The organism is Streptomyces changchenzhani, from assembly GCF_039766235.1.
Classification (GTDB): Bacteria; Actinomycetota; Actinomycetes; order Streptomycetales; family Streptomycetaceae; genus Streptomyces.
The window spans coordinates 373,792-396,706 of the sequence record NZ_JBDHNH010000005.1 but is presented as its reverse complement, the minus strand read 5'-3'; the positions used below and the strand labels follow the sequence as shown (position 1 = coordinate 396,706).

General features: G+C 70.0%; 20 protein-coding genes and 1 pseudogene. 9 read left to right on the top strand and 12 right to left on the bottom strand.

Annotated features, from left to right (window positions below; genetic code table 11):
• Positions 1 to 27: 27 nt before the first annotated feature.
• Genes cysK through ABCR94_RS18685 form a run of 6 tightly spaced genes read right to left on the bottom strand, consistent with a single transcriptional unit; the run spans position 28 to position 8,316 of the window.
• On the bottom strand, positions 28 to 954 hold the full coding sequence (gene cysK / locus ABCR94_RS18710) for a cysteine synthase A (RefSeq protein WP_347120515.1): 927 nt from the start codon (positions 952 to 954) through the stop codon (positions 28 to 30).
• On the bottom strand, positions 951 to 1,523 hold the full coding sequence (gene epsC, locus ABCR94_RS18705) for a serine O-acetyltransferase EpsC (RefSeq protein WP_347120513.1): 573 nt from the start codon (positions 1,521 to 1,523) through the stop codon (positions 951 to 953). The genes cysK and epsC overlap by 4 nt, the downstream gene beginning before the upstream one ends.
• A 28-nt stretch (positions 1,524 to 1,551) precedes the next feature.
• The gene (gene narI / locus ABCR94_RS18700; protein WP_347120511.1) at positions 1,552 to 2,325 is read right to left on the bottom strand and encodes a respiratory nitrate reductase subunit gamma; all 774 of its coding nucleotides are present in this window, start codon (positions 2,323 to 2,325) and stop codon (positions 1,552 to 1,554) included.
• A complete protein-coding gene (gene narJ, locus ABCR94_RS18695) occupies positions 2,322 to 3,077 on the bottom strand; it encodes a nitrate reductase molybdenum cofactor assembly chaperone (RefSeq protein ID WP_347120510.1) in 756 nt (251 codons plus the stop codon). The genes narI and narJ overlap by 4 nt, the downstream gene beginning before the upstream one ends.
• Positions 3,074 to 4,621, bottom strand: a complete 1,548-nt coding sequence (narH, locus tag ABCR94_RS18690; protein ID WP_347120508.1) for a nitrate reductase subunit beta — start codon at positions 4,619 to 4,621, stop codon at positions 3,074 to 3,076. The genes narJ and narH overlap by 4 nt, the downstream gene beginning before the upstream one ends.
• Positions 4,621 to 8,316 (bottom strand): nitrate reductase subunit alpha, encoded by a 3,696-nt coding sequence (locus ABCR94_RS18685; RefSeq protein WP_347120507.1) that lies wholly within the window; start codon positions 8,314 to 8,316, stop codon positions 4,621 to 4,623. Before ABCR94_RS18685 ends, narH begins: the two co-directional genes overlap by 1 nt.
• Positions 8,317 to 8,646: 330 nt before the next feature.
• On the opposite strand from ABCR94_RS18685, the gene ABCR94_RS18680 reads away from it, so the two are divergent.
• Positions 8,647 to 9,915: a TIGR04053 family radical SAM/SPASM domain-containing protein gene (locus tag ABCR94_RS18680; protein ID WP_347120506.1), complete on the top strand. Its 1,269-nt coding sequence runs from the start codon at positions 8,647 to 8,649 to the stop codon at positions 9,913 to 9,915.
• 401 nt (positions 9,916 to 10,316) lie between these two features.
• On the opposite strand, the gene ABCR94_RS18675 is transcribed toward ABCR94_RS18680, so the two are convergent.
• From ABCR94_RS18675 to ABCR94_RS18655, 5 genes are all read right to left on the bottom strand, one after another.
• Positions 10,317 to 10,643: a FeoC-like transcriptional regulator gene (locus ABCR94_RS18675; protein ID WP_347120504.1), complete on the bottom strand. Its 327-nt coding sequence runs from the start codon at positions 10,641 to 10,643 to the stop codon at positions 10,317 to 10,319.
• A complete protein-coding gene (gene feoB, locus ABCR94_RS18670; protein WP_347120502.1) occupies positions 10,640 to 12,880 on the bottom strand; it encodes a ferrous iron transport protein B in 2,241 nt (746 codons plus the stop codon). Before feoB ends, ABCR94_RS18675 begins: the two co-directional genes overlap by 4 nt.
• Positions 12,874 to 13,104, bottom strand: coding sequence for a FeoA family protein (locus ABCR94_RS18665; protein WP_347120500.1), 231 nt, complete (start codon positions 13,102 to 13,104; stop codon positions 12,874 to 12,876). Before ABCR94_RS18665 ends, feoB begins: the two co-directional genes overlap by 7 nt.
• A 547-nt stretch (positions 13,105 to 13,651) precedes the next feature.
• On the bottom strand, positions 13,652 to 14,800 hold the full coding sequence (locus tag ABCR94_RS18660) for a DUF8744 domain-containing protein (RefSeq protein WP_347120498.1): 1,149 nt from the start codon (positions 14,798 to 14,800) through the stop codon (positions 13,652 to 13,654).
• Positions 14,797 to 15,591 carry a helix-turn-helix transcriptional regulator gene (locus ABCR94_RS18655; RefSeq protein ID WP_347120497.1) on the bottom strand — a complete coding sequence of 265 codons (795 nt, stop codon included), beginning with the start codon at positions 15,589 to 15,591 and terminating at the stop codon, positions 14,797 to 14,799. The genes ABCR94_RS18660 and ABCR94_RS18655 overlap by 4 nt, the downstream gene beginning before the upstream one ends.
• A 66-nt stretch (positions 15,592 to 15,657) precedes the next feature.
• Here ABCR94_RS18655 and ABCR94_RS18650 point away from each other — a divergent pair, with 66 nt between their 5' ends.
• The 6 genes and pseudogenes from ABCR94_RS18650 to ABCR94_RS18625 all read left to right on the top strand — a co-directional run bounded on the left by ABCR94_RS18650 (position 15,658) and on the right by ABCR94_RS18625 (position 20,815).
• The gene (locus ABCR94_RS18650) at positions 15,658 to 16,455 is read left to right on the top strand and encodes a DUF2249 domain-containing protein (RefSeq protein ID WP_347120495.1); all 798 of its coding nucleotides are present in this window, start codon (positions 15,658 to 15,660) and stop codon (positions 16,453 to 16,455) included.
• 309 nt (positions 16,456 to 16,764) lie between these two features.
• Positions 16,765 to 19,377 (top strand): multicopper oxidase domain-containing protein, encoded by a 2,613-nt coding sequence (locus tag ABCR94_RS18645; protein WP_347120493.1) that lies wholly within the window; start codon positions 16,765 to 16,767, stop codon positions 19,375 to 19,377.
• Positions 19,374 to 19,670 carry a hypothetical protein gene (locus ABCR94_RS18640; protein ID WP_347120492.1) on the top strand — a complete coding sequence of 99 codons (297 nt, stop codon included), beginning with the start codon at positions 19,374 to 19,376 and terminating at the stop codon, positions 19,668 to 19,670. Before ABCR94_RS18645 ends, ABCR94_RS18640 begins: the two co-directional genes overlap by 4 nt.
• A 60-nt stretch (positions 19,671 to 19,730) precedes the next feature.
• Positions 19,731 to 20,132, top strand: a pseudogene (locus tag ABCR94_RS18635) (transposase); the annotation flags it as partial.
• A 212-nt stretch (positions 20,133 to 20,344) separates the two neighbouring features.
• The gene (locus ABCR94_RS18630; protein WP_347120490.1) at positions 20,345 to 20,503 is read left to right on the top strand and encodes a site-specific integrase; all 159 of its coding nucleotides are present in this window, start codon (positions 20,345 to 20,347) and stop codon (positions 20,501 to 20,503) included.
• Positions 20,504 to 20,536: 33 nt separating this feature from the next.
• Positions 20,537 to 20,815: a hypothetical protein gene (locus ABCR94_RS18625; RefSeq protein WP_347120488.1), complete on the top strand. Its 279-nt coding sequence runs from the start codon at positions 20,537 to 20,539 to the stop codon at positions 20,813 to 20,815.
• 363 nt (positions 20,816 to 21,178) lie between these two features.
• Here the strand turns inward: ABCR94_RS18625 and ABCR94_RS18620 are convergent, their stop codons facing one another.
• The gene (locus ABCR94_RS18620) at positions 21,179 to 21,436 is read right to left on the bottom strand and encodes a hypothetical protein (RefSeq protein WP_347120486.1); all 258 of its coding nucleotides are present in this window, start codon (positions 21,434 to 21,436) and stop codon (positions 21,179 to 21,181) included.
• A 266-nt stretch (positions 21,437 to 21,702) separates the two neighbouring features.
• On the opposite strand from ABCR94_RS18620, the gene ABCR94_RS18615 reads away from it, so the two are divergent.
• Complete coding sequence (locus tag ABCR94_RS18615) at positions 21,703 to 22,335, top strand: hypothetical protein (protein WP_347120485.1); 633 nt, start codon at positions 21,703 to 21,705, stop codon at positions 22,333 to 22,335.
• Positions 22,336 to 22,357: 22 nt separating this feature from the next.
• Positions 22,358 to 22,906 (top strand): hypothetical protein, encoded by a 549-nt coding sequence (locus ABCR94_RS18610; protein ID WP_347120484.1) that lies wholly within the window; start codon positions 22,358 to 22,360, stop codon positions 22,904 to 22,906.
• Positions 22,907 to 22,915 lie beyond the last annotated feature (9 nt).

The following is a 22,915-nucleotide window of genomic DNA, read 5'->3' as shown; positions in this document are numbered from 1 at the left end:
TCTGGCCAGGGATGGGTGTGCGGCCGATCACGGACCGGCGAACAACGGGGTGCTGAGGTAGCGCTCACCGGTGTCGGGAAGTACGACCACCACGAGCGCGCCCGCGTGTCGCGGGTCGCGGGCCACGGTGGCGGCGGCGTACAGCGCCGCTCCGCCCGATACTCCGGTCAGGATTCCCTCCGTACGGGCCAGCCGCCTGGCCTCCTCCCGCGCGTCGGCGGTAGGTACCGTACACACCGTGTCGTACACGCCGGTGTCCAGAATGGCGGGTACGAATCCGGCGCCCAGACCCTGGATGCCGTGGGGGCCGGCGGATCCGCCGGAGAGTACGGGGGACTCGGCCGGTTCCACGGCGACCACGGTGATGCCGGGCTTCTTCGCCTTGAGTACCTGTCCCACCCCGGTGATCGTGCCGCCGGTGCCGACACCGGCCACCAGAACGTCGATCCGGCCGTCCGTGTCTGCCCAGATCTCCTGGGCCGTGGTGAGGCGGTGGGCATCGGGGTTGGCGGGGTTGGTGAACTGCCCCGGCATGTAAGCCCCATCGCGCTCGGCGAGTTCCTCGGCGCGTGCGATGGCTCCCTTCATGCCCTCGGCGGCCGGAGTGAGGATGAGCTCGGCGCCGTAAGCGCGCAGCAGCGCGCGTCGCTCGGTGCTCATGCTCTCCGGCATGGTGAAGGTGACCTCGTAGCCCTTGGCCGCGGCCACCATCGCCAGACCGACGCCGGTGTTCCCACTGGTGGGCTCGACGATGCGCCGGCCGGGCCGCAACTCGCCGGAGGCTTCGGCGCGTTCGATCAGCGCCAGAGCGATGCGGTCCTTGACGCTGCCGCCCGGGTTGGCCGACTCCAGCTTGGCGACCAGCCGCACCGGAAGTCCGTCACCGTAGCGGGAAAGCTCCACCAGTGGGGTCCGGCCGATGAGCGCCGTGATCGAGGGATATATGCCTGTCATGTCCGTTGTTTCTCCTCGTGCGGGAAGGGGGTAGGCCGCGTGGTGCTCCCGGGTGTGTGGACGGCGGTGCCGACGGTGGCCCGTACGGAACTGTGAGCGGGAACGTCGTGCAGTACTAGGGACTGCGCGCCGATGACCGTGTCATGACCTATGGAGACAGGTCCCAGCACGGTCGCGCCGACACCGAGTACCGTCCGGTCACCGATCGCGGGATGCCGTCTGGCTGCCGTGGGTCCGTGCCACCACCCGGTGCCGCCCAGGGTCACGCCGTGGTAGAGCATGACGTCGTCGCCGAGCACGGCGGTCTGGCCGATCACCACTCCCATGCCGTGGTCGATGAAGCACCGACGGCCGATCACGGCTCCCGGGTGGATCTCGATGCCCGTGAGGAAGCGGGTCAGCTGGGAAAGCACCCGTGGCAGCAGCGGCACCTGCCACCGGTGCAGCCGGTGGGCGATCCGGTGCGACCAGACTGCCCACAATCCCGGATAGAGCACGACCTCGGCACAGCTCCATCCCCGCAGTGCCGGGTCCTTGTGCCGCGCGGTGCGAAGGTCTTCCAGGATCATTTCCGAGCTCTTCCTTCCCGGCCGGAGGTCACCGGATGACCTTCCGCGCGTCCGGCCTGCGCCGAGCGGGACGCCGGCCGTACGCGGGGGCCGGCTCCTGGCGCCGGTAGACCAGGTAGGGGCGGCGCAGATAGCCGACCGGCGCGCTCCATACGTGGACGAGGCGGGTGAAGGGCCATACGGCGAAGAGCAGACACGCGGTGAGCGCGTGCAGCTGGAACAGCAGCGGGGCACCGGCGATGGCCTCGGGCTGGGGCTGGAGCGTGAACAGCCCGCGGAACCACACCGAGACAGTGGACCGGTAGTCGTATCCGCCACCGGCGATGTTGTGGACGAACGTGGCGGCCACACCGATGAGAACGGTCGCCGACAGCAGGGGGAAGAGCAGCTTGTCGCTGCCGCTGGTGGTGGGGCGGATCCGGCGGGTCAGCAGACGGCGGGCGCTGAGCATGCCGAGCCCGGTCACCATGGCGATGCCGGCCACCGAACCGAGGGTCACCGCGACGGTGTGGTAGGCGTGTTCGTCGATACCGACAGCCCGGGTCCAGGACGCGGGGACGGCGAGGCCGACGACGTGCCCGCCGATCACGGCCAACGCTCCCAGGTGGAAGAGCGGGCTGCCCCAGCGCAGCCAGCGGCGTTCCAGCAGCTGGCTGGTGTGACTCGTCCAGCCGAACTGGTCCTTACGGTAGCGCCAGACGTGTCCGACGACGAACACCGCGAGGCAGATGTAGGGGACGGCGACCCACAGCAACAGGTCGGCACCGTTCACGGCGGCCACCGGGCCGCTGGACGCGCTCATCGGCGGATCTCCGAATCCATGGATGTAAGCGGCGGCATCAGGGTGGGTTCGGCCCGATGCGGCGGGACAAATGTGTCGGGCGGCGCGAAGCCCGTGCCGCTGTACGGGTCCATGCCGACTTCCTCGGCGGGCGGCCCCTCGGCCGCCAGCTTCGCCACCGCTTCCCGGTCCGCGCCGGTGGCCGGCGGCAGGAGCGACAGCAGCGCCGCCGTGAGATGACGGTAGGGCGACTCGATGTCCGTCAGGGCGTGGTGGATGAGTTCCAGACCTCGCCGGTGCCGGCGCAGCGGCGCCTCCCCGGCGCGGGGCCCGGCCAGGGCGGCGAACTCCAGGGCGACCGGCAGGTGATCGGGGAGCTCCCCGCTGTCGGCGCTCCAGCCCGCGGCCCGGTAGGTCTGGGCCAGGGTGAGCAGCGCCATGCCGCGGCGCCGCGTGTCACCGTGGAGGTAGTAGGTCAGGTACAGGCTGCTCTTGCGCCGCAGGTCGAAGACCTCGACGTAGTGGCTCTCCAGCGCGTCGGAGGGCTCGGCGGCGAACCAGGTGGTGAACGAGGCCAGGTGCTCCGCAGCGGGCGAGGGCGCCAGCGCGTCGACCGCCGCGGTCAGCGCGGGCCGCGCCGCGGCCAGTTCGGCGTCCGGGTACTGCAGCAGGAGCGACAGCAGCCGCAGCAGGAACGCGCGCTCTTCGCTCTCTTTGGCGCTGAGACGAACGCGGCGCCCGGAGGGGCGGATGAGGGTACGCAGCGCGCTCATGCGGTTTCTCCTGCGGGGCTGTCAGAGGTGGCGGCCCGGCGCCGGAAGGTGGGAAGACCGAGCATGACCTTGCGCTCCGAGGCGGGCTGGTCACCGGAGGTCTCGACGGGGCAGCGGTTCTCCATCGCACTGAGTGCGGCGGCGTCCTCCTTGTGAGCGGCGGGGATCACATACCGGTCGGAGTACTTGGCGATGGCCAGCAGCCGGTGCATGTCCTCGGCCTGGGTCGGGGTGAGTCCCACCGCCTTGAGGGCGGCCTCGTCACCTTCCTCGCCGAGCGTCTTGGAGCGCATGTAGCTGCGCAGCGCGGTCAGCTTCATCAGGACCCCCGCGACCACGTCGGTGTCGCCGGCGGCGAACAGGCTGGCCAGGTAGTCCAGGGGGATGCGCAGGCGGGTGACCGCGGCGAAGACGTGATCGGGATTGTCCGCGTTGCCGCCCGCCTCGCCCACGGCGTCCAGGACGGGGGACAGCGGCGGTACGTACCAGACCATGGGCAGCGTGCGGTACTCCGGGTGCAGGGGCAGCGCCACCTTGTACTCGCTGATCAGTGCGCGTACCGGGGAGCGGCGGGCGGCGTCGATCCAGTCCTCGGCTATGCCCGAGGCCCGTGCGGCCGCGCGGACCTCGGGGTCATCGGGGTCGAGGAAGACGTTGCGCTGGGCGTCGAGCAGGTCCTTCTCGTCCGGGACCGCGGCGGCTTCGCCGACACGGTCGGCGTCGTAGAGGACGAGACCGAGATAGCGCAGCCGTCCCACGCAGGTCTCGGAGCAGACGGTGGGCTGCCCGGCCTCGATGCGCGGGAAGCAGAAGGTGCACTTCTCGGCCTTGCCGGTGGCGTGGTTGATGTAGACCTTCTTGTACGGGCATGCGGTGACGCACATCCGCCAGCCGCGGCAGGCGTCCTGGTCGACCAGGACGATGCCGTCCTCGACACGCTTGTACATGGCGCCGGACGGACAGGCCGAGACACAGGCCGGGTTGAGGCAGTGTTCGCACAGCCGCGGCAGGTGGAACATGAAGGTCTGCTCGAACTCGAACTTGACCTTCTCGGCCAGTTCGCCACGGAGGTTGGGGTCGCCGGCGGCGGTCTCCGACGCACCTCCCAGGCCGTCCTCCCAGTTCGCGCCCCAGGTGATGGACACCGGCTTCCCGGTGAGCACGGAACGGGGGCGGGCGACGGGCACGTCCTGGCCGGCGGGCGCGTTGACCAGGTTGTCGTAGTCGTAGGTGACGGGCTCGGCGTAGTCGTCGATGGTGGGGAGGTCGGGGTTGGAGAACAGCGAGGCCAGCCGCTTGAGGCGGCCGCCGGAGCGCAGCACCAGACGGCCGCGCCGGTCGAGCATCCAGCCGCCCTTCCAGTGCTCCTGGTCCTCGTAGCGCCTCGGATAGCCCACACCGGGCTTCGTCTCGACGTTGTTGAACCAGGCGTACTCCACGCCGGGGCGGTTGGTCCAGGTCTGTTTGCAGGTGACGGAGCACGTGTGGCAGCCGATGCACTTGTCGAGGTTCATCACCATCGCCACTTGAGCCATGACGCGCATCAGTAGTCCACTTCCTGGGAGCGGCGACGGATGACAGTGACCTCGTCGCGCTGATTGCCGGTGGGCCCGTAGTAGTTGAAGCCGTAGGTGAACTGTGCGTATCCGCCCACCATGTGCGACGGCTTGAGCAACAGACGGGTCAGGGAGTTGTTGGTACCGCCGCGTTTACCGCTGACCTCGGTCTTCGGCACGTTCACCGTGCGGTCCTTGGCGTGGTACATGTACACGGTGCCCTCGGGCATCCGGTGGGTGACCACGGCACGGGCGGCGACGACACCGTTGCGGTTGTACGCCTCGATCCACTCGTTGTCCTTGACGCCGATCTTCTCGGCGTCGGCGTTGCTCATCCAGATCTCCGGGCCGCCGCGCGACAGGGCGAGCATGTAGGCGTTGTCCTGGTACTCGGAGTGGATCGACCACTTGGAGTGCGGGGTGAGGTAACGGACCGTCACCTCGGCACGCCCGTCCTCACCGAGGTGCTCATTGCCGTAGTGCCGCAGAGCGTTCAGCGGAGGCCGGAAGACCGGCAGCTGTTCACCGATCTCGGTCATCCAGTCGTGGTCGACGAAGAAGTGCTGCCGGCCGGTGAGGGTGTGCCAGGGCTTGCGGTGCTCGACGTTGATGACGAAGGGCGAGTAGCGCCGCCCGCCGGTCTCGCTGCCCGACCACTCGTAGGACGTGATCACGGCCCGGGGCTGAACCCTGGTGTCGGCGAAGGTGATGCGCTCCGCCTCCCGCTCGGCCGACAACTCCGCCAGCGCCGTGCCGGTACGCTTCTCCAGCGCCCTGAACCCCTCGGTGGCCAGCCGGCCGTTCGTGGTGCCGGACAGGGCGAGGATCGCCTCGCACATGTCGCTCGCCGTGGCCAGCGACGGCCGCCCGTCGGCCACCCCGCCCCGCCGCACACCGTTGCTGTGCCGCAGCTGCTCCAGTTCCTGGTCGGGGTGGACGGTGACGCCCTTGGTCGTGGTGCCGAGCGAGTCGAGCAGAGGTCCGACGGCGCGCATCTTGTCCGCCACCGCCCCGTAGTCTCGCTCGATGGTCACCAGCTTGGGCATGGTCCGGCCCGGAATGGGTTCGCACTCGCCGGTCTTCCAGTCGCGGACCACACCGCCGGGCTGGGCGAGCTCGTCGGGGGTGTCGTGCAGCAGTGGCACGGCCAGCACGTCGGTACGGGTGCCCAGGTGGTCCTTGGCCAGCTCGCTGAACCGGTCGGCGATGGTCATGAACGTGTCGTAGTCCGTGCGGGCCTGCCACGGCGGCGGGATGGCCGGGGTGAACGCGTGGACGAAGGGGTGCATGTCCGTGCTGGACAGGTCGTCCTTCTCGTACCAGGTGGCGGCCGGCAGCACCACGTCGGCGAACAGACCGGTCGATGTCATCCGGAAGTCCATCGCGACCAGCAGGTCGAGCTTGCCCTCCGGGGCCTCGTCCCGCCAGACGACCTCCTCGGGACGCCCCTCGGGCGGGGTTTCCTCCCCGCGGATAGCCGCGTCGGCGCCCAGCAGGTGACGCAGGAAGTACTCGTTGCCCTTGCCGGAGGATCCCAGCAGGTTGGCACGCCACACGGTCAGGACGCGCGGGAAGTTCGCCGGGTCGTCCGGGTCCTCCGCCGCGAAGCGCAGATCGCCGGACTTGAGCTCCTCCACGATGTGATCAGAGACATTGCGGCCCTTGGCCGCCGCCTCGTCCGTCAGGTCCAGCGGGTTGCGGTTGAAACCCGGGTGGCCGGGTGTCCAGCCCATCCGGATCGCCTGGGCCAGGCAGTCCGCGGTGGAGCGGTTCTTGAACCGTCCCTCGCCCAGCGGGCTGGCCAGCTCGTCCGGGCCGAACGCCTCGTAGCGCCACTGGTCGGTGTTGAGGTACCAGTACGAGGTACCCGCCATGTGGCGGGTGGGCCGCTGCCAGTCGAAAGCGAACGCCAGATGCTGCAGGCCGGTGATCGGGCGGACCTTCTCCTGTCCGACGTAGTGGGCCCAGCCGCCGCCGTTGACGCCCTGGCAGCCGGTCATGGTGGTGAGCGCGAGGAACGCCCGGTAGATGGTGTCCGAGTGGAACCAGTGGTTGGTGCCCGCCCCCATGGCGATCATGGACTTGCCCTCGGTGCGCTCCGCGTTGCGGGCGAACTCCCGGGCGATACGGGCCGCCTGGACGGCCGGGACGGAGGTGATGGTCTCCTGCCAGGCGGGCGTGTACGGCTGGGAGGCGTCTTCGTACGAGGAGGGCCAGGCGCCGGGGAGTCCGGGCCGGTGCACCCCGTACTGGGCGAGCATCAGATCGAAGACCGTGGTGACCTGCTTGCCGGCGATCCGGCGCACCGGGACGCCGCGCACCATGATGGAGCCGCCCTCGGTGGGGCCCTCGTCGAAGCGCGGCAGGGCCACCGTGACCGTGTCCTCGGCGTGCTCCAGCAGGCTCAGCTCCGGTTCGGCGTCACCGAGTTCGAGGTTCCACCGGCCCTCGCCCTCCTCGCCCCAGCGGAATCCGAGGGAGCCGTTGGGAATGACCGGCTCACCGCTCCCGCCGTCGAACAGGACGGTCTTGAACTGTGCGTTCTCACTCTCGTCACCGAGGTCGGCCGCATTGAGGAAACGATCCGGCACCATGTCGCCGTCCCGCTCGCGCAGCGTGATCAGGAACGGGGCGTCGGTGAACCGGCGCAGGTAGCCCTCGAAGTAGGGCGTGGAGCGGTCGACCAGGAACTCGCGCAGGATGACGTGGCCCATCGCCATGGCCAGTGCCCCGTCGGTCCCCGGGTGAGGGGCCATCCACTCGTCGGCGTGCTTGACGTTGTCGGCGTAGTCCGGGCTCACGGCGACGACCTTGGTGCCGTTGTACCGGGTCTCGGTCAGGAAGTGGGCGTCCGGGGTACGCGTGACGGGGATATTGGACCCCCACATGATCAAGTAGCCGGCGTTCCACCAGTCGGCGGCCTCCGGCACATCCGTCTGGTCGCCGAAGACCTGCGGCGAGGCGATGGGCAGGTCGGCGTACCAGTCGTAGAACGACAGCAGAGTCCCGCCGATCAGCGACAGGAACCGCGTGCCCGCGGCGAACGAGGCCATCGACATCGCGGGGATGGGTGAGAATCCGGCCACCCGGTCCGGACCGTAGGTCTTGACGGTATGCACATGGGCCGCGGCGACCAGCTCGGACACCTCGTCCCAGTCGGCGCGCACCAGGCCGCCCTTGCCCCGGGCCCGCTTGTACGCACGGGCCTTGGCCGGGTCGCCGGTGATCTCCGCCCACGCGGCGACCGGGTCGCCCAGCCGGCGGCGGGCCTCCCGCCACATCGTCAGCAACTTGCCGCGTACATAGGGGTAGCGGACCCGGCTGGGTGAGTAGGTGTACCAGGAGAAGGACGCACCGCGCGGGCAGCCGCGGGGCTCGTACTCGGGGCAGTCGGTACCGATCGACGGGTAGTCGGTGGCCTGGTGCTCCCAGGTGATGATTCCTTCCTTGACATAAACCATCCAGGAACAGGAACCGGTGCAGTTGACCCCGTGAGTGGAGCGCACCACCTTGTCGTGGGACCAGCGGTCGCGGTAGAAACTCTCCCATTTCGGATCGCCTGTGCCGAACACGGCGCGGCCGTCTGCGGACACCTCGCGACGCGTCAAAAGCCTTCGTCCGGCCAGCGGCCAGCCTTGCTCGCCACGGATATCCGAGGCACCCGTGTCTTCGTCGTTCTCCATGGTCGGAACGCTAGTTCCCCACCAGTACAGGTGGCCGGGGCCGAAGCGTCCTGCAGTCAGTGGCCGGACGGCCCTCAAACGATTCGGCCGGGAGGGACCAATGGCCCTGCTCCGAGTGCTGGCCGACCCACGCGATGCGCGCCTTCGCCACCGCATGCTGTGGGTGACCGACTCGGAGGTACTGATCATGTACGACCGCTCCTGGTACGCGAGTGGCTGCCCCGCCCCGTGTCCGCCGCCCTCCAGGCACGCGGCCGCGGCCGGTTGCCGCTGCTCCACCCCTCCCGCGGCCCCCGTCAGGCGGGCGGCCCAGCGCTTTCCCCGTCCCCGATGAGCGGCGCCCGACCGGTCCGCCGGCAACACCAGGACGTGGGGGAAAAGCCCTTCATCGTCATCTGGGAATCGACTCGGGCCTGTCCACTGGCCTGTTTGCATTGCCGGGCCCATGCGGTCCCCGACCGTGACCCCCGCGAGCTGGACACCCGGGCAGCCAAGGATCTGATCGACCAGATCGCCGCCTTCGGCCGTCCCGCCCCCCTCTTCGTGATCACCGGCGGCGATCCCTTCCAGCGCCCCGACCTGCTGGAACTGATCGCCTACGGCACACTGGCCGGCGTACGCGTCGCGGTGTCCCCCTCTGGGACCCCCACCCTCACGGCGGACAACCTTCGTGCCGTGCACGAGGCGGGGGCAGCGGGCCTCTCCCTCAGCCTCGACGGATCCACCGCCGAACTCCATGACGGCTTCCGCGGCGTCAAGGGCGTCTACCGGTGGACCCTGGACGCGTGGGACACCGCCCGCCGACTGGGTATGAGGGTGCAGATCAACACCACCGTCACCCGGCACAACCTCCACGACCTGCCGGAGATCGCCGCCCTGGTGCGCGAACACGGGGTCATGCTGTGGAGCGCGTTCTTCCTCGTGCCCACCGGTCGGGGCCGCCAACTGGCCTCGCTCAGCGCCCAGGAGACGGAGGACGTGCTCAACTTCGTCTACGACGTCGGTCTGTCGCTGCCGGCCAAGACCACCGAGGCGCACCACTTCCGCCGGGTCGCCCTGCAGCGCGCGGTGCTGACCGCGAAGGGCGAGGACCATGTCGAGACACTGGGCCTCGGACCGCTCTACCTCCAGCTGCGTCAGCGCTCGCAGGAGCTGGGCCTGAACGACGGGCAGCGCCGGGCCCGCCGTCCGCCGCTGGACGTCAACGCCGGCCGCGGCTTCGTCTTCGTGTCCCACACCGGGACCGTGCATCCCAGCGGCTTCCTCCCTCTCGGCGCGGAGAACGTGCGCACCCGGCCGCTGACCGAGATCTACCGCGAATCCGAACTCTTCACAGGGCTGCGCGATCCCGAGCGTCTCGGCGGCCGGTGCGGCCGCTGCGAGTTCCGCCGCGTATGCGGGGGTTCGCGCTCCCGCGCCTACGCCGTCACCGGAGACCCCTACGCCGAAGAGCCGTGGTGCGGCTACGAGCCCGGATCCTTCCCGTACCAGAGCGAGCTGGCAGATCTGCTGACCGTGCCCGCGCCGACATCGCCATCGGCTGACCGCCCCGGGCGCCCCGGCTCGGTCGACGCCTCACCACTGGCGCCGCGTCCCTGACACCTGCCACCTGTCACCACGGGTGGCGGGGACGACGGACCGCCCTCGACGTACGCGGGGGAGCCCGGCCTCCGGGCCGGGCTCCCCCGCGATTCCTTGGCCCGGGGCACGGAGCGTCGCAGGTCCTCGCGTCCGCGCTCCGATGCTCGGATGCTCGGACGGGACGCTTCCGGTTCTCGACGCGTCCCTCGACGCCGCTCGGCGGTGCGCCGCCGCAGGACCCGGCGCGTGCGCCGGGCCGGCTGATCCGGCCCGTGTACGTGCCCCTGGGCAGCGGGCAGCGGGAGCCGCACCTCCGAGGCTGTGGACCGTCCCGCGAGACCGCGACCGCCTCGCAGCGCGGCCGTCGTCCGGTCATCGAAGACCCCACACCGGTGCCCGGTGACCCGCTTGATCCGGCGTCAGGTGCGATGCCGGCCCGTCGGGCGGGCGGAAATGGTGATCACCGCTCCGGGGGTTGTGACGGAGAGGGCCGGAACCGAAGAAGCGGGGGCGTCGCCGGTACCGGATGGACAACCGCTGTCCGCGGAGCGCAGACGGCAGCCGGAGCATCCCGTCGGCGGGCACGGAGCCATCGCGCTGACCCGCAGCCGGCCGCGGCCGGCCCAGTACTCCACGATGGCCTCGACCTCGTCCCGGCTGATCCCGAGATCACGGGCGATACCCGCGAGGGTGCTGCCCGCAGGGGCTGTCTCGACCGCGGCGAGGACGTCACGCAAGGGGTTCACGACAGCAGACTTCCGATCTGGAACACGGCGACGGCAAGGACGTAGGCGATCGCGAGCTGGCCCACCGTCCCCAGCACCGCCCAGCGGGTGCCGAATTCAACCCGTTGGGCGGCCACGGTCGCCACGCACGGCGTATAGGCCAGCAGGAAGACCATGAACGCCAGGACCGCCGGCAGGGGGTGCCCACCGGAGGCGCCATCGAACGTTTCCTTCAGACGTGCGCCCAGATCACCGGCTTGCCGTACATCGTCCGGTTCGTCCGTGCTGTAGCTCTGGGCGAAGGTGGAGACCACCGCTTCCTTGGCGACGAACCCGGTGATCAGCGCACCGGTGGCGTGCCAGTCGCCGAATCCGGCGGGCTCGAAGACAACCGAGACGGCTTCGCCGGCTTTGCCGTACAAGCTCTCGGAGACCGGCACCTCGGCAAAGGAGCCGTCCTGCGCGGGAATCGCCGTGAGCAGCCACACCGCGGCAGTGGCGGCGACGATGATGCCCGCGGCGGTGCGCAGGAAGCCGGCGAGCCGCTGCCAGGACTGCGCGGCGACGACCCTCACAGTCGGCAGCCGGTAGGGCGGCAGTTCGAGGATCATCGCTTCGCGGGGCTGGTGGCGAAAGAGTGTGTGGCGCAGTGCCAGCCCGACGACGACGACCAGCACGATGGACAGCACATACATGGCGAAGACGACAGTGCCCGCATGACGCTGGAAGAACACGTCGGCCAGCATCAGGTAGACGGTCAGACGGGCACTGCAGGTGACGAAGGGGACCAGCAGGCCGGTCATCAACCGGTGGCGTGCGTCGGAGAGCACCCGGGTGGCGGCGACGGCGGGAACATTGCAGCCGAAGCCCACGATGAGCGGCAGGAAAGCTCGGCCGGGCAGTCCGATCAGACGAAGCATCCGGTCCGCGACGAAGGCCGCCCGTGCCAGATAGCCGGAGCCCTCGAGCAACGCCAGCAGCACGAACATGATGGCCATGAGGGGCACGAAGGCCAGTACCGCTCCGACGCCGGGGATCAGCCCTCCCAGGAGGAACCGGGCGCACCATGTGCCGTCCAGCCGGCCAGCAGCCAGCAGGTGGCGCACCCCGTCCGAGACCGGCCCGTCGAACAGTGCGGTCAGGGCGCCCTGCAGTGGGGCCGACAGTGTGGTCGTGGCGGTGAACACACCCCACATGACGGCCAGGAACAGCGGCATGCCCAGCCAGGTGGAGGTGGCGAACCGGTCCAGGCGGTCCGAGAGCGTACGTGTGGACTCCGCGGCGTCCCGCACACAGGAGGCCATGACGCGCCGCACCCATGCGTACCGCTGCTCGGCGAGCAGCGTCTCGAGGTCGAGGTCCTCGTCCGGACCGGTTTCCCCGGGCGGCTCGCCCGGAGCGACGATGTCGGCCCGCAGGCGGTCCAGATGGTGCTCGAGCGCGTCGGTGACGGTAGTGGCCGGGGGCGGCGCGGTGTCCTTGACCGGGTCACTGTCGCTGCCGGTGAGCAGGTGCAGGGCAAGCCGGCGAGCGGGGACCCCGGCGACGTTGTGATCGCAGGTGGCCGGTTCGGCCGTGAGGCGTGAGATCAGCTCCTCGACGGCGGCCTCCACGGGCTCGCTCAGCCGGGGCGGAAGTGGTGGAGGCGCATGAAGGGCGCGTCGGATCTCGGTGGCGAGCGGGTCCAGGCCGTCGCGCGATCGCGAGCCGACCGCGACGACCGGGGTACCAAGGACCCGGGACAGCTCCTCCTCGTCCACCGTGCGGCCGCGCGCGCGTGCCAGGTCGAGCATGGTCAGGGCGACGACGACCCGCACCCCGGTGTCCAGCACCTGGGCCAGCAGATACAGGTTGCGGGCCAGGTTCGCCGCGTCCAGCACGGCGACCACCAGGTCGGGGGCCTGCGGATCGGCCCGGTGGTCCAGCACGTCGCGCACCAGGGCCTCGTCCGGCGATCGCGGCGTCAGACTGTACGTACCGGGGAGATCGAGGACCTCCATGACGGTGCCGGCGGCGGACCATGAGCCGCTCGCCACTTCGACCGTGGTGCCGGGCCAGTTGCCGGTACGCCGACGTGCCCCGGTCAGGGCGTTGAAGAGGGTCGACTTACCGACGTTGGGATTGCCCACCAGAGCGATCCTGAAGGATGTGGGACCGTCCGCCGGAAGCTTCTTCTGTGCCGGCGAGCAGCACGACGCGGTGGACTGCGGCGTCCGCCGCGCCTGGGGCGCGCCGCGGACGCCGGATGTCCTCACCATTTCGGTTCCGCTTCCACGACGAGCGCCGAGCCGGTCGCGCCGTCCAGGCCCAGCCGGGTCTCGTTCACCGCGACGACGATCCGGCCGGTGACATCACGGCTGATCACATGAAGACGCGCGCCAACGACGAAGCCCAGCTCCGCCATCCGCAGCCTGTCACGCCGATGTGTCTCGACCCCTCGCAGCACAACGTGCGAACCTGCCGGACACTCCCCGAGCACCATGCGCCCTGCCCTTTTCGTACTGTGGTTAGGCTAACCTGACTTGCTTGCAATCTAAGGTTCGTGACAGCACGTCGGGCAGTGCCGTTCGGCCCTGCCGTGTGGGCCGGCCGGCCCGTGAGAGTCCTGCCGGGCCGGTGGCGGCGCCCCGTTGACGGGGCCGGCGCAATCAACCGGAGCCGCACGGTTTCGCTGCTCGGAGGCGGCCGGGGCCGTGGGGATCGGCGGCCGCGCTGCGGGCCGCCGCGGCGGTCGATGCCGATGTCGGAGCCGCGCAACCGGTCCACTGCGATGGTCCTGACCGGACGGGCCTGGGCACCCTGCTCCTCGGCCTCCTCACCCCGGCCAAGGAAGCCGACCGGGCCGACGTCTTCGACATCGCGGTTGTGGCGAGGAGGCTGACGGGACGCCACAGGCCGGCGGCGCGCGAACACCACGACCACTCCGGCGCCCTGCGGCAGTGCGTGCACGGTCTCCCGTACCGCACAGCGCCCTGACAGCCGCCGCTCACCGAACGGTGCCCGTCCTTCGCCCGGGCGGGACGGTTCTCTCACGGCGCCGGCGCCTTGCGGACTGCCCTGCCTGCCGCGGTGCCGCCGCTCGGGCGGCGCGAGGCGGCCGCGGACAGGCTCGCCGCCGCGATGACGAACCAGAGCACGGCCGCTATGTTCAACGCGCCGCCCAGACGCCACGCCCACTCGATGTCCCGCAGGTCACCGATGAGCACACGCAAGGCCAGCGAGGTGTGCAGCAGCCAGGCCGGAAGCGCCAGCAAGGGGTGATACGGCAGGGGGCGGCGCAGCACCGCGGGAAGGATCACCGGTGCGTGCGCCATGATCATCGACATGACGAACCCCAGGAAGACAGCGTGCACCAGGGCGTCGTAGTACCGGCCGCCGGTGATCGGCCCGATGACGAGCCACAACACTCCGGCAAGCGCCAGCCAGGCGTATCCGGCGAGCAGGCAGGCGGCGGTGAAACGGGACTGTCCCGAGGAGCGCAGCAGCCGGCGGGCGACATCGTGCTCGGCGAGCCAGCCGACGAGCGCGAGCACCGCCGCCCCGAGCAGCAGACTGCCGGCCGCGGGCCACAGCAGTGTGGTGGCCGCGCCGGCCAGGAGGGCACCCGCACAGCCCAGGAACACGTGTTCCGCACGCGGGCTCACAACCGTGACACGGGACAGCTCCAGGCGCTCCCCGGCGATGGTCAGCACCAAGAAGCCGGCAAACCATGGAAGGAGCAGGGGTATGTCCATCCCTCCCAGCCACAGCAGCGCTGCGCCGAGCGCGGCCACCGCTCCCGCGGCCTGGGTGAGGAGGGCAGCGCTCCGCTGGCGGCGCCAGAAGCGCGCGTAGAGCGCCAGAAGGACGGCGGTGCCCCCGACGAACAGCAGTTGCCCGGCGCGCTTTGGGAGGGGGGTCACCAGCAGGACTGCGCCGGCGCCCAGCAGGGCGGGCGAGAGGTAGGCCCATCTGCTGCGCAGGGCGACGGCCCGCTCCAGTGCCACCAGCGTCCCTGCGAAGCCGAGCACCAGCAGCGCCCCGTGGACCTCGGGCAGCCGCCGGGCCGTCACCGGGCTGGGCAGGCCGAGCAGCATCAGTGCCGCGTCGAGGCCGGACAGCAGGGCGAACGCGGCAGGCAGCATGAGCAGCCCTCGACGGGTCCGGCGCTGCGGGCGGAGACCACCGGGCGCGGTCACCGACGATCTCCGACGGGCGCGTGCCCCTCGCGCCCGTCTGCCGGGCCGTCCCCTGCCCGGCCGCTGTCCGCTCCCGCGGACTCGGGACGGCCGGTCCTGGGGAAACCTTCCTGCGGACCGGCGTCGAACCGCAGCAGGCAGGCGCCCGGCTCCGCGAACGGATGCAGGGCCACCCGCTCCGCCTCGCCTCCCAGGGCGGCCGTAGCAGCGGTGACCAGCCCGGCGTGGACCCCGCAGATCACGCCTGGGTACTCGCGGGCGACCTCGATGAAGGGGCACTGCGGAAGCCGTGCGCCGAGCCCCTCGTCGTCGGACTCCGGGGCGAAGCCGATGTCGCCCAGAAGGGCCAGCATCCGCCCGCGCGCCTCCCGCGCGCTGGTCGCCGGTTCCTGTCCGGCGACCAGGGCACGCCCCCACTCCTGCCCTGCAGCCAGCGCGTCGCGCTGCGGATCGGTGCTGAACCGGGCGATCTGCCCGGCCAGCACGGCTGCCAGCCCGGCGTAGTCGCGGGCGGCCGACGCTTGCGGCGGCACGGCGCGATAGAGCCAGGCCGGGCGCCCGCGCCCGGCGGCAGGGGCGCGCTCACGCACCGCCAGACCGGCGTCCACCAGCGCATCCAGATGTTCCCGGACGGTGTTGACGTGCAATCCGCACAGGTCAGTGAGCGCGGTGGCCGTCACAGGACGCGGCCGGCCCCGCAGGTGCTGCAGAACCGTCCGGCGCTGCCGGGAGAGGGCCGGTCGGCTGGCCGGCCCGTCACCGGGAAGGGGACCATCATTTTCCACGGACATGTCCGTAGTATATTGCGAGTATCGGCCCGGGCGGGTCTGCCCGGCCGCGAATCGCTGGAGACACCCATGAACCGTCTCACTTTGGCCTCGACTTCCGAGGACGCCGCAGCAGTCGAAGCTGTCGAGGCACACCACGCCCACTTGGCCGGAGAACTGGCCGGCCGCGTCACGATGCTGCTCGACTCCGCCGACCGCAGCCCGGGCACAGCCGACGACATCCGCGTCGGCCTGGTCGCCTTCTGCGACCGTGAACTCCTCCCGCACGCTTCGGCCGAGGAGGCCGCCCTCTATCCCACGGCCCGTCGCACCGACGAGGCACGGCTGCTCGTCGACGGCATGCTGGCCGAGCACCGCCGCATCCACGCACTCGTCGAGGCGATGCGCACCGCTCCCTCCGCCGTCCACGCGGCAGCCGAAGCCCGCGCCCTGCAGGTGCTCTTCGAGGAGCACCTGTGGAAGGAGAACACCCTCGTACTCCCGCTGCTCGCCTCGGCCCGCAATGTCTCACTGGCCGAACTGCTGAACGGCATGCATGAGTTGCTCGGTGCTCCGGCGCACGACGAGGCGGTCGCGGAGGGCGCCGACAGCGAGGGCGGCGGGTGCGGAGGCACCTGCGCCTGCGGAGACGCCGACGACGAGGACATCCCCGTCCTCGACGTTCGCGAGGTGCCGCACGCCCTGCGTCACGCCACAGTCTTCGGCGCCCTCGAAGCCATCTCCTCGGGCGGTGCCATGATGCTGGTCGCGCCGCACGACCCGCTGCCTCTGCTCGGACAGATCGAGGACCGCAACCCCGGCGTTTTCTCGGTGAGTTACGCCGAACGCGGCCCCGAGGCCTGGCGGCTGCAGCTAACCCACCGCTGACCCGGCAGGCACCGAAGGTCCCGGGCCGGCCCGCGCAGGGCCGGTCAGGGGCAGGGTGCTTCACAGCGGCACCCTGCCCCTGACCGGCCTCCATCCGGACGCCGCGCACGGCGCCCCGGCCGGAGCGTATCGGGGCGACACGGCCAACGGGAGGATGCTTCACCGTCCGGCCGGGTCCGGAAGACCCGCCCCCAAAGGGCCGAAGAGCCCTGTCACCGGGACCAATGCCAACCCGCCAGGACAGTCACCCGCGGTGAGAATCAGGCCCATAACGTCCCCGTCGAGAAGTGGGACTCCCAAGGAGCACGCGTGGTCACCCTCTCTTCCCCGACCGGATCCACCGCACCGCACCGGCCCGGTGACGGTTCGAGTCTCCGTTCGAGCCACGCGCGCCGGCACCTTGTCGTCGTCGGCTGGCTCGCGGCCGCGCTGCTGACCGCCGCTGTCGGCCAGAGCTTCCCTCCCGCACGGTGGCTGACCCTGCACATGTTCCTGCTCGGGGCGGTCACCAACGCCATCGTCGTATGGAGCGAGCACTTCACTGTCGCCCTCCTCCACGCCCCCGAACCCGACGTCCGGTGGAGCAACACCCGCCTGGCCGGGCTCAACCTCGCCATCCTCGCGGTACTCGGTGGCATAGCCGCTGACATCCCCGTTCTGACAGGTGCCGGGGCTGCCGCGTTCACGGCCGCCGTCCTCGCGCATCTGACGGCCCTGGTGCGCATGGGCCGCCGCGCGCTCGGCGGCAGGCTGACCCTGATCACCCACTACTACAAGGCCGCCGCACTCGCCCTGGCCGTGGGAGCCGTACTCGGCGGGCTGCTGGCCACCGGATGGGGCGCCGGCCGGCACACCGAGATCATGCTCGCCCACATCCACGTCAACCTCCTCGGCTGGGTCGGACTGCCGGTCATCGGAACCCTGTTCATGCTGTGGCCCACCGTGCTGCGCCTGCGCATGGAGGACCGCACCGTACGGGTGGCCCGACGGACCCTGGGACTCCTGCTGGCCGGACTGGCACTGATCACCGCCGGCCTGCTGGCAGGTACGCCACTGCCGGCCGCGGCCGGACTGGCTCTCTACGCCGCCGGTCTGATCGACGCGGCCGTCCTGTTCGTCACCACGGCACGGCGCCGCGCCCCCCGCTCCCCGGCCGCCCTCATGCTCGCCACGGCGACCGGCTGGTTCATCGTCGCGGTCCTGGCCGACCTGGTACTGGTGAGCACCCGCACCCTGCACCATCTGCACACCGACCTGGAACCGGTGACGTGGCTGCTCCTGGTCGGCACGGTGGCCCAAGTGCTCATCGGAGCGATGACTCACCTCCTGCCCGTCGTCCTGGGCAAAGGACCGGCCGGCCGCGCCACCGTCCAGGCGGGACTCGACCGGGCATGGCCCGCCCGCCTGGCTGCCCTCAATATCGCCGTGCCACTGCTCGTACTGTCCCTGCCCCACCCGGCCGCCCTTGTCGGATGGCTGCTGGCCGGCGCCTCCGTGGCGTCGTTCGCCGTGCTGTGCGTCGGTGTCCTGTACAAACAGCGCTCCACCAGCGACAAGCCGAATCCGCGCACCCTCCCGGGCGGGGCACCCCTGCTCGGCGGCGCGGCCGGTGTCCTGATCACCGTCATCGCAGTCGTCCTGGCCATGACGCCGGGCAGCACGCCGCCGGCCCGGGGCGGGACAGCCGACACGGCCGCTACCGGGACACGCACCGTCGAAGTAACGCTCTCCGCGATGCGCGTCAGCCCGGCAACCATCACGGTCCCCGCCGGTACACGACTGGTGCTCGAGGTCACCAACAAGGACAGCATGCGGCACGACCTGCGCGTCCAGGACGGGCCGGGCACACCCCTGCTCGGCCACCACGCCGAGGCCCGCCTGGACGTGGGCACGGTCACCGCCGACCGCGACGCGTGGTGCACCGTGCCCGGCCACCGCGCCGCGGGCATGAGCATGCGCATCATGGTCCAGAAGACCGATACGGCCGCAGCCCCCGCCACTGGCGGCCACGACGGCCACACCGCGGCTCCCGGCACGCCCGGCGCCCAGCTGAACCTCGGCGCCGACTTCACCCGAGGATGGAAACCCCGCCCCGCCACCCTCGCGCCCGCAAGCCCGGAGCGCGTCCACAAAGTACGCCTGAACGCGGTCGAGAAAGACATCGAAGTCGCACCCGGAGTACGCCAGCGCATGTGGACCTTCGGCGGCACCGCGCCCGGACCCGTCCTGCGCGGCAAGGTCGGCGACACCTTCGAGATCACCCTCGTCAACGACACCCGCATGGGACACGGCATCGACTTCCACGCCGGAGCCCTGGCACCCGACCGCCCCATGCGCACCATCGAACAGGGCGAAGAACTCGTCTACCGCTTCCGCGCCGAACACGCCGGGGCCTGGCTGTACCACTGCAGCACCGCCCCCATGCTCCAGCACATGGGCAACGGCATGTTCGGGGCCGTCATCATCGACCCGCCCGATCTGCCCCCCGTCGACCGCGAGTACGTACTCGTCAGCTCCCAGCTGTACCTCGGCAAACCCGGGAGCAGCGGCCAGGTGGCCAAGATGAACAACGCCCGCCCCGACGCCTGGGTGTTCAACGGCATCGCCGCCCAGTACGCGAAGGCTCCCCTCACCGCCCGCGCCGGAGAACGAGCCCGCTTCTGGATCATCGCCGCCGGTCCCAGCGACGGCATCGCCTTCCACCTGGTCGGCACCGTCTTCGACACCGTCTACAAGGAAGGCGCCTACCTGCTGCGCCCCGACAATCCGGACCGCGGCGGCGCCCAGGCGCTCGATCTGGCCCCGGCCCAGGGCGGATTCGTGGAAACCCGCTTCCCGGGTGCCGGGAACTACCCCTTCGTCGACCACGACATGCGGCACGCCGAATCCGGCGCCCACGGCACCGTACGAGTGGGGCAGTGAACGGCGTGGACGGATGGGCCTTCGTACGCTTCGCCCACGTCACCGGCGCGGCCCTGTGGGTCGGCGGACAACTGGCACTGTCACTCGTGGTCCTGCCGCTGGCACGGCGCATGCTCACCCCGGAGGCCCGAAGCGGCTTCACCCAGCAGGCCGGCCGCCGCTTCGGGCTGCTCACCGCGGCGGTCTTCCTGCCGGTCCAGCTGACCACCGGTGTCGCCATGGCCTGGCACAAGGGCGTGACCTGGGCCTCAGAGGGCGGAATGAGAGTGCATAGGAGTTTTGTCGTCACCTGAACGTGTGGCGGTGCGGCATCCCGGCCGGTCGGCGGCCATAGGCATGTTGGGCTGGGCACCGTGAGCGAGCGCAAGCCCTACAAGACCGACGTGAGCGACGAGCAGCGGGCGCTGGTCGAGCCTGTGATCGCCGCGTGGAAGGCCGCGCATCCCTCGGTCAGCGGCCATCAGGGCCGGTACGGGATGCGGGAGATCGTCAACGCGCTGCTCTACCAGGGTCGGACGGGTTGCCAGTGGGAGCTGCTCCCACACGACTTTCCGCCACCCGGCGCGGTGAAGTACTACTTCTACACCTGGCGTGACGACGGCATCGACCAGACCATTCACGACCTGCTGCGCTGGCAGGTGCGGGAAATGGCGCGTCGGAAGGCGGACCCGAGCCTGGTGGTGCTCGATACCCAGAGCGTGCACGCCGCGGCCGGAGCGCCCGCGCAGTCGACGGGGCGCGATGCGGCAAAAAAGTACCGGGCCGTTACCTTGAGCCCGCGCGAGCGTGTCGTTCATGTGCGTGAAGCACGTGGAAAGTCCCCCAACTCCCTTGGTGGATGCGGTTATCTGCCGTTGTCCATCACGGAGGGGTTGGAGGCGCGATGCGCGTACAGAGGGTGCTGGCACCCGGGTCGGCGACGGAGTCGTGGACGCTGTTGGGGGATGATCTGCGGCCGGTCGGTCCGGTGGAGTCGTTCCTGGCCTACTTGACGGCGATCGAGCGGTCGCCGAACACGGTCAAGGCGTACACCCACGACCTGAAGGACTGGTGGAGTTACCTCGACGGCCGCGGTCTGGACTGGAAGTTGGTGGACCTGGAGGTCGTGGCTGCCTTCGTGGCCTGACTGCGCCTGCCGCCACTGGCCCGGAACGGGACGGTGGCGGTGCTGCCGACGGTCGAGCACCACTGCACGGCGTCCAGCGTGAACCGCAAGCTCGCCGCCGTCAGCACGTTCTACGAGTTCCACGCCCGCAGCGGCATCGAGGTTGCCGACCTGCTGGTGACGATGCGTCCGGCGGGTCGCCACCGGTCGGCGGCCACCTCCTACAAGCCGTACGTGCGGGCCACAGCATCCAGCTCTTTGTCCCCGCCATGGACTTCCCTGGCGCTGCCCGCCTTGACATTTTCGCCTGGCAGCACACCCCCAGGAGGATAAAGAGGTTCGTGACCGGGGTGTACGTGTCCGGCCTGACCTCGGTGGAGTCGTGCACTGGGACAGACGCACCATCGGCACGTGGGACTTCAGACCCTTCCCCCCAGACTTCACTACTGACTACCACTGCCCCGACAGCTGAATGAGGCTGTCCCACGCGGAGGAACGCCTGCAACGGCAGGGGCAACCGCTCGCGTGAGCAGGTGCGCCGACAAGGTGCGAGGTGCTATCGGGTCTCCGGGCGAATCGGTACGGACGCCCAGGCGACATAGCCGCCCGCGTCACCAGGGTGCTGCCCGAGGTCATCGGCAAGGCGGTGCACGAGGTACAGGCCAGGCTCGTCTTCTGGCGCGGGCAGGATTCCGTTCATCTCCCCCACCGACACGGTGACGTGCGCGCCGTCAAAAAAACGACTCGCCCAAGGACGTCAGTGCCGCACCGGTGCCGAGCGGTGATGTCGACGAGTTCAGTGACCACCGCCAAGACGTCTTGGCTGAGGACACCGGCGCTCTGCTCGCCCTTCAGGAGCATGGGCAGCGTCCGCCGGACGAACGCCGCGGCCCGCTTCATGGCGTCGATCGGCTTCGTCTCTGGGCCGATGGTGAAGGTGATGTCGCGGTCCATCGTGAGGTGCTGCCACATCGTCGACGGCAGGGTCTGCAGGCGTCGTTCAGTGGGAGAAAGGGTCACGTTTGGGAATCCCGTCACTTGAGCCATGTTCGAGTACTAGTTCGACGGCTCCTGCTGTTGCAGGCAGGGAGCCCCCGCTCGCGGCGCGCGAGCGACCCAGCTCCAGCCGGTCGAGCAACCTGAGTTAACATTCTAAGCGGATGGTTGACCGACACGCTCATCTAGGTCAACTCAAATGAATGGAGGGAGGGAGCGCCACCGTGACCCATGACCACGGGACGCAGACTCCGCAGGAGGAGCCCGATGTGGGCAGCTTCGCGGAGCGTCTTGATTTTTTGTGTTCCAACGACCCACGGGGGCCGTTCACCAACCCGACGGTCGTAAAGATGCTGGAGAAGCAGGGGTTGCCTAGCTTCTCCAATACCTACATGTGGCAGTTGCGCACCGGCCGGGCCGACAACCCGACCAAGAAGCACATGGATGCACTCGCGGCATTGTTCGGTGTGCCGGAGGACTACTGGTCGAGCCGCGCTACGGCTCAGGTCATCAACCGCCTGATCGCTCGCCTCAACGGGTTCAAAGGGAACGGTGCGACCCCGGAGCAGCTGCAACGGCAGCTCGTCAGCTTCACGAAGCGGATGAGCGAAGGAGCCGCCCCCGAAGCTCTCGTCGCACAGTTGGATGAGCTGGCCCGGATGAACCAGCAGGGAGTGACCGCAAGCACGCTGAAACGCTTGCAGGACGCTCGCGTGACCAGCATCGCCATGCGGGCGGTCGGCCTATCCGACCAAGGACTCTCCGCCGCCGCCGCGATGATCGAACAGGTCCGACGGCTCGAAGGTCTACCAGCCGAGCCATCGGACGAAACCGACACCAGTCAGAGGAAAACCTGACCACCAGCACGAGGAGCGATCCATGAGGCGCCGCCGCTCACGCCGCACCGGCAAGGCTGAGCCTTCGATACCGGTGGACCCTGTTCTCGACGAGAGCCGCAGCTTCGTTCAGTCCCTGGATCTCCCCCGTGTGTCGAGTGTGCGCGACCTGCGCGGCTACATCGAGACCCTGATCGGTGAGCCCATCGAGATCGCGGCTGGCAGCGCTGCCGACGGGGATACCCCCTGCGGCATGGTGGTCAAGAGCGGCGGGGTGCACTACGTCAGGTACGACCCTGACACCAGCCCCGCCCATCAAGATCACATCATTGCCCACGAGTTCGGTCACCTCCTCATGGGCCATAGCGGCAGCCGTGTGGACCCGGCCTCCCAGGACGGGATCATTCTCGGCGACGTCGAGATGGACCTGTGGGCCACCGTGCTCGGCCGGACGAACTACGCCGAGACGATCGAGCGGGAGGCGGAAGCCGTCGGCTCCTTCCTCCAGGCGCACGTCATCACCAGCCGCCCCGCATCACAGAGCGAGTCGGCTGACCGCATCACGCGCACGCTCTTGCGGCGCGACGACTGACCAGACGGA

Bases quoted from the DNA above. Each gene is read 5' to 3' on its own strand.
- narI (WP_347120511.1), bottom strand. From the start codon at position 2,325: ATGAGCGCGTCCAGCGGCCCGGTGGCCGCCGTGAACGGTGCCGACCTG.
- narH (WP_347120508.1), bottom strand. From the start codon at position 4,621: ATGCGCGTCATGGCTCAAGTGGCGATGGTGATGAACCTCGACAAGTGC.
- cysK (WP_347120515.1), bottom strand. From the start codon at position 954: ATGACAGGCATATATCCCTCGATCACGGCGCTCATCGGCCGGACCCCA.
- feoB (WP_347120502.1), bottom strand. From the start codon at position 12,880: ATGGTGAGGACATCCGGCGTCCGCGGCGCGCCCCAGGCGCGGCGGACG.
- ABCR94_RS18655 (WP_347120497.1), bottom strand. From the start codon at position 15,591: ATGTCCGTGGAAAATGATGGTCCCCTTCCCGGTGACGGGCCGGCCAGC.
- ABCR94_RS18665 (WP_347120500.1), bottom strand. From the start codon at position 13,104: ATGGTGCTCGGGGAGTGTCCGGCAGGTTCGCACGTTGTGCTGCGAGGG.
- ABCR94_RS18650 (WP_347120495.1), top strand. From the start codon at position 15,658: ATGAACCGTCTCACTTTGGCCTCGACTTCCGAGGACGCCGCAGCAGTC.
- ABCR94_RS18610 (WP_347120484.1), top strand. From the start codon at position 22,358: ATGAGGCGCCGCCGCTCACGCCGCACCGGCAAGGCTGAGCCTTCGATA.
- ABCR94_RS18685 (WP_347120507.1), bottom strand. From the start codon at position 8,316: ATGGAGAACGACGAAGACACGGGTGCCTCGGATATCCGTGGCGAGCAA.
- ABCR94_RS18680 (WP_347120506.1), top strand. From the start codon at position 8,647: ATGAGCGGCGCCCGACCGGTCCGCCGGCAACACCAGGACGTGGGGGAA.
- epsC (WP_347120513.1), bottom strand. From the start codon at position 1,523: ATGATCCTGGAAGACCTTCGCACCGCGCGGCACAAGGACCCGGCACTG.
- narJ (WP_347120510.1), bottom strand. From the start codon at position 3,077: ATGAGCGCGCTGCGTACCCTCATCCGCCCCTCCGGGCGCCGCGTTCGT.
- ABCR94_RS18620 (WP_347120486.1), bottom strand. From the start codon at position 21,436: ATGGACCGCGACATCACCTTCACCATCGGCCCAGAGACGAAGCCGATC.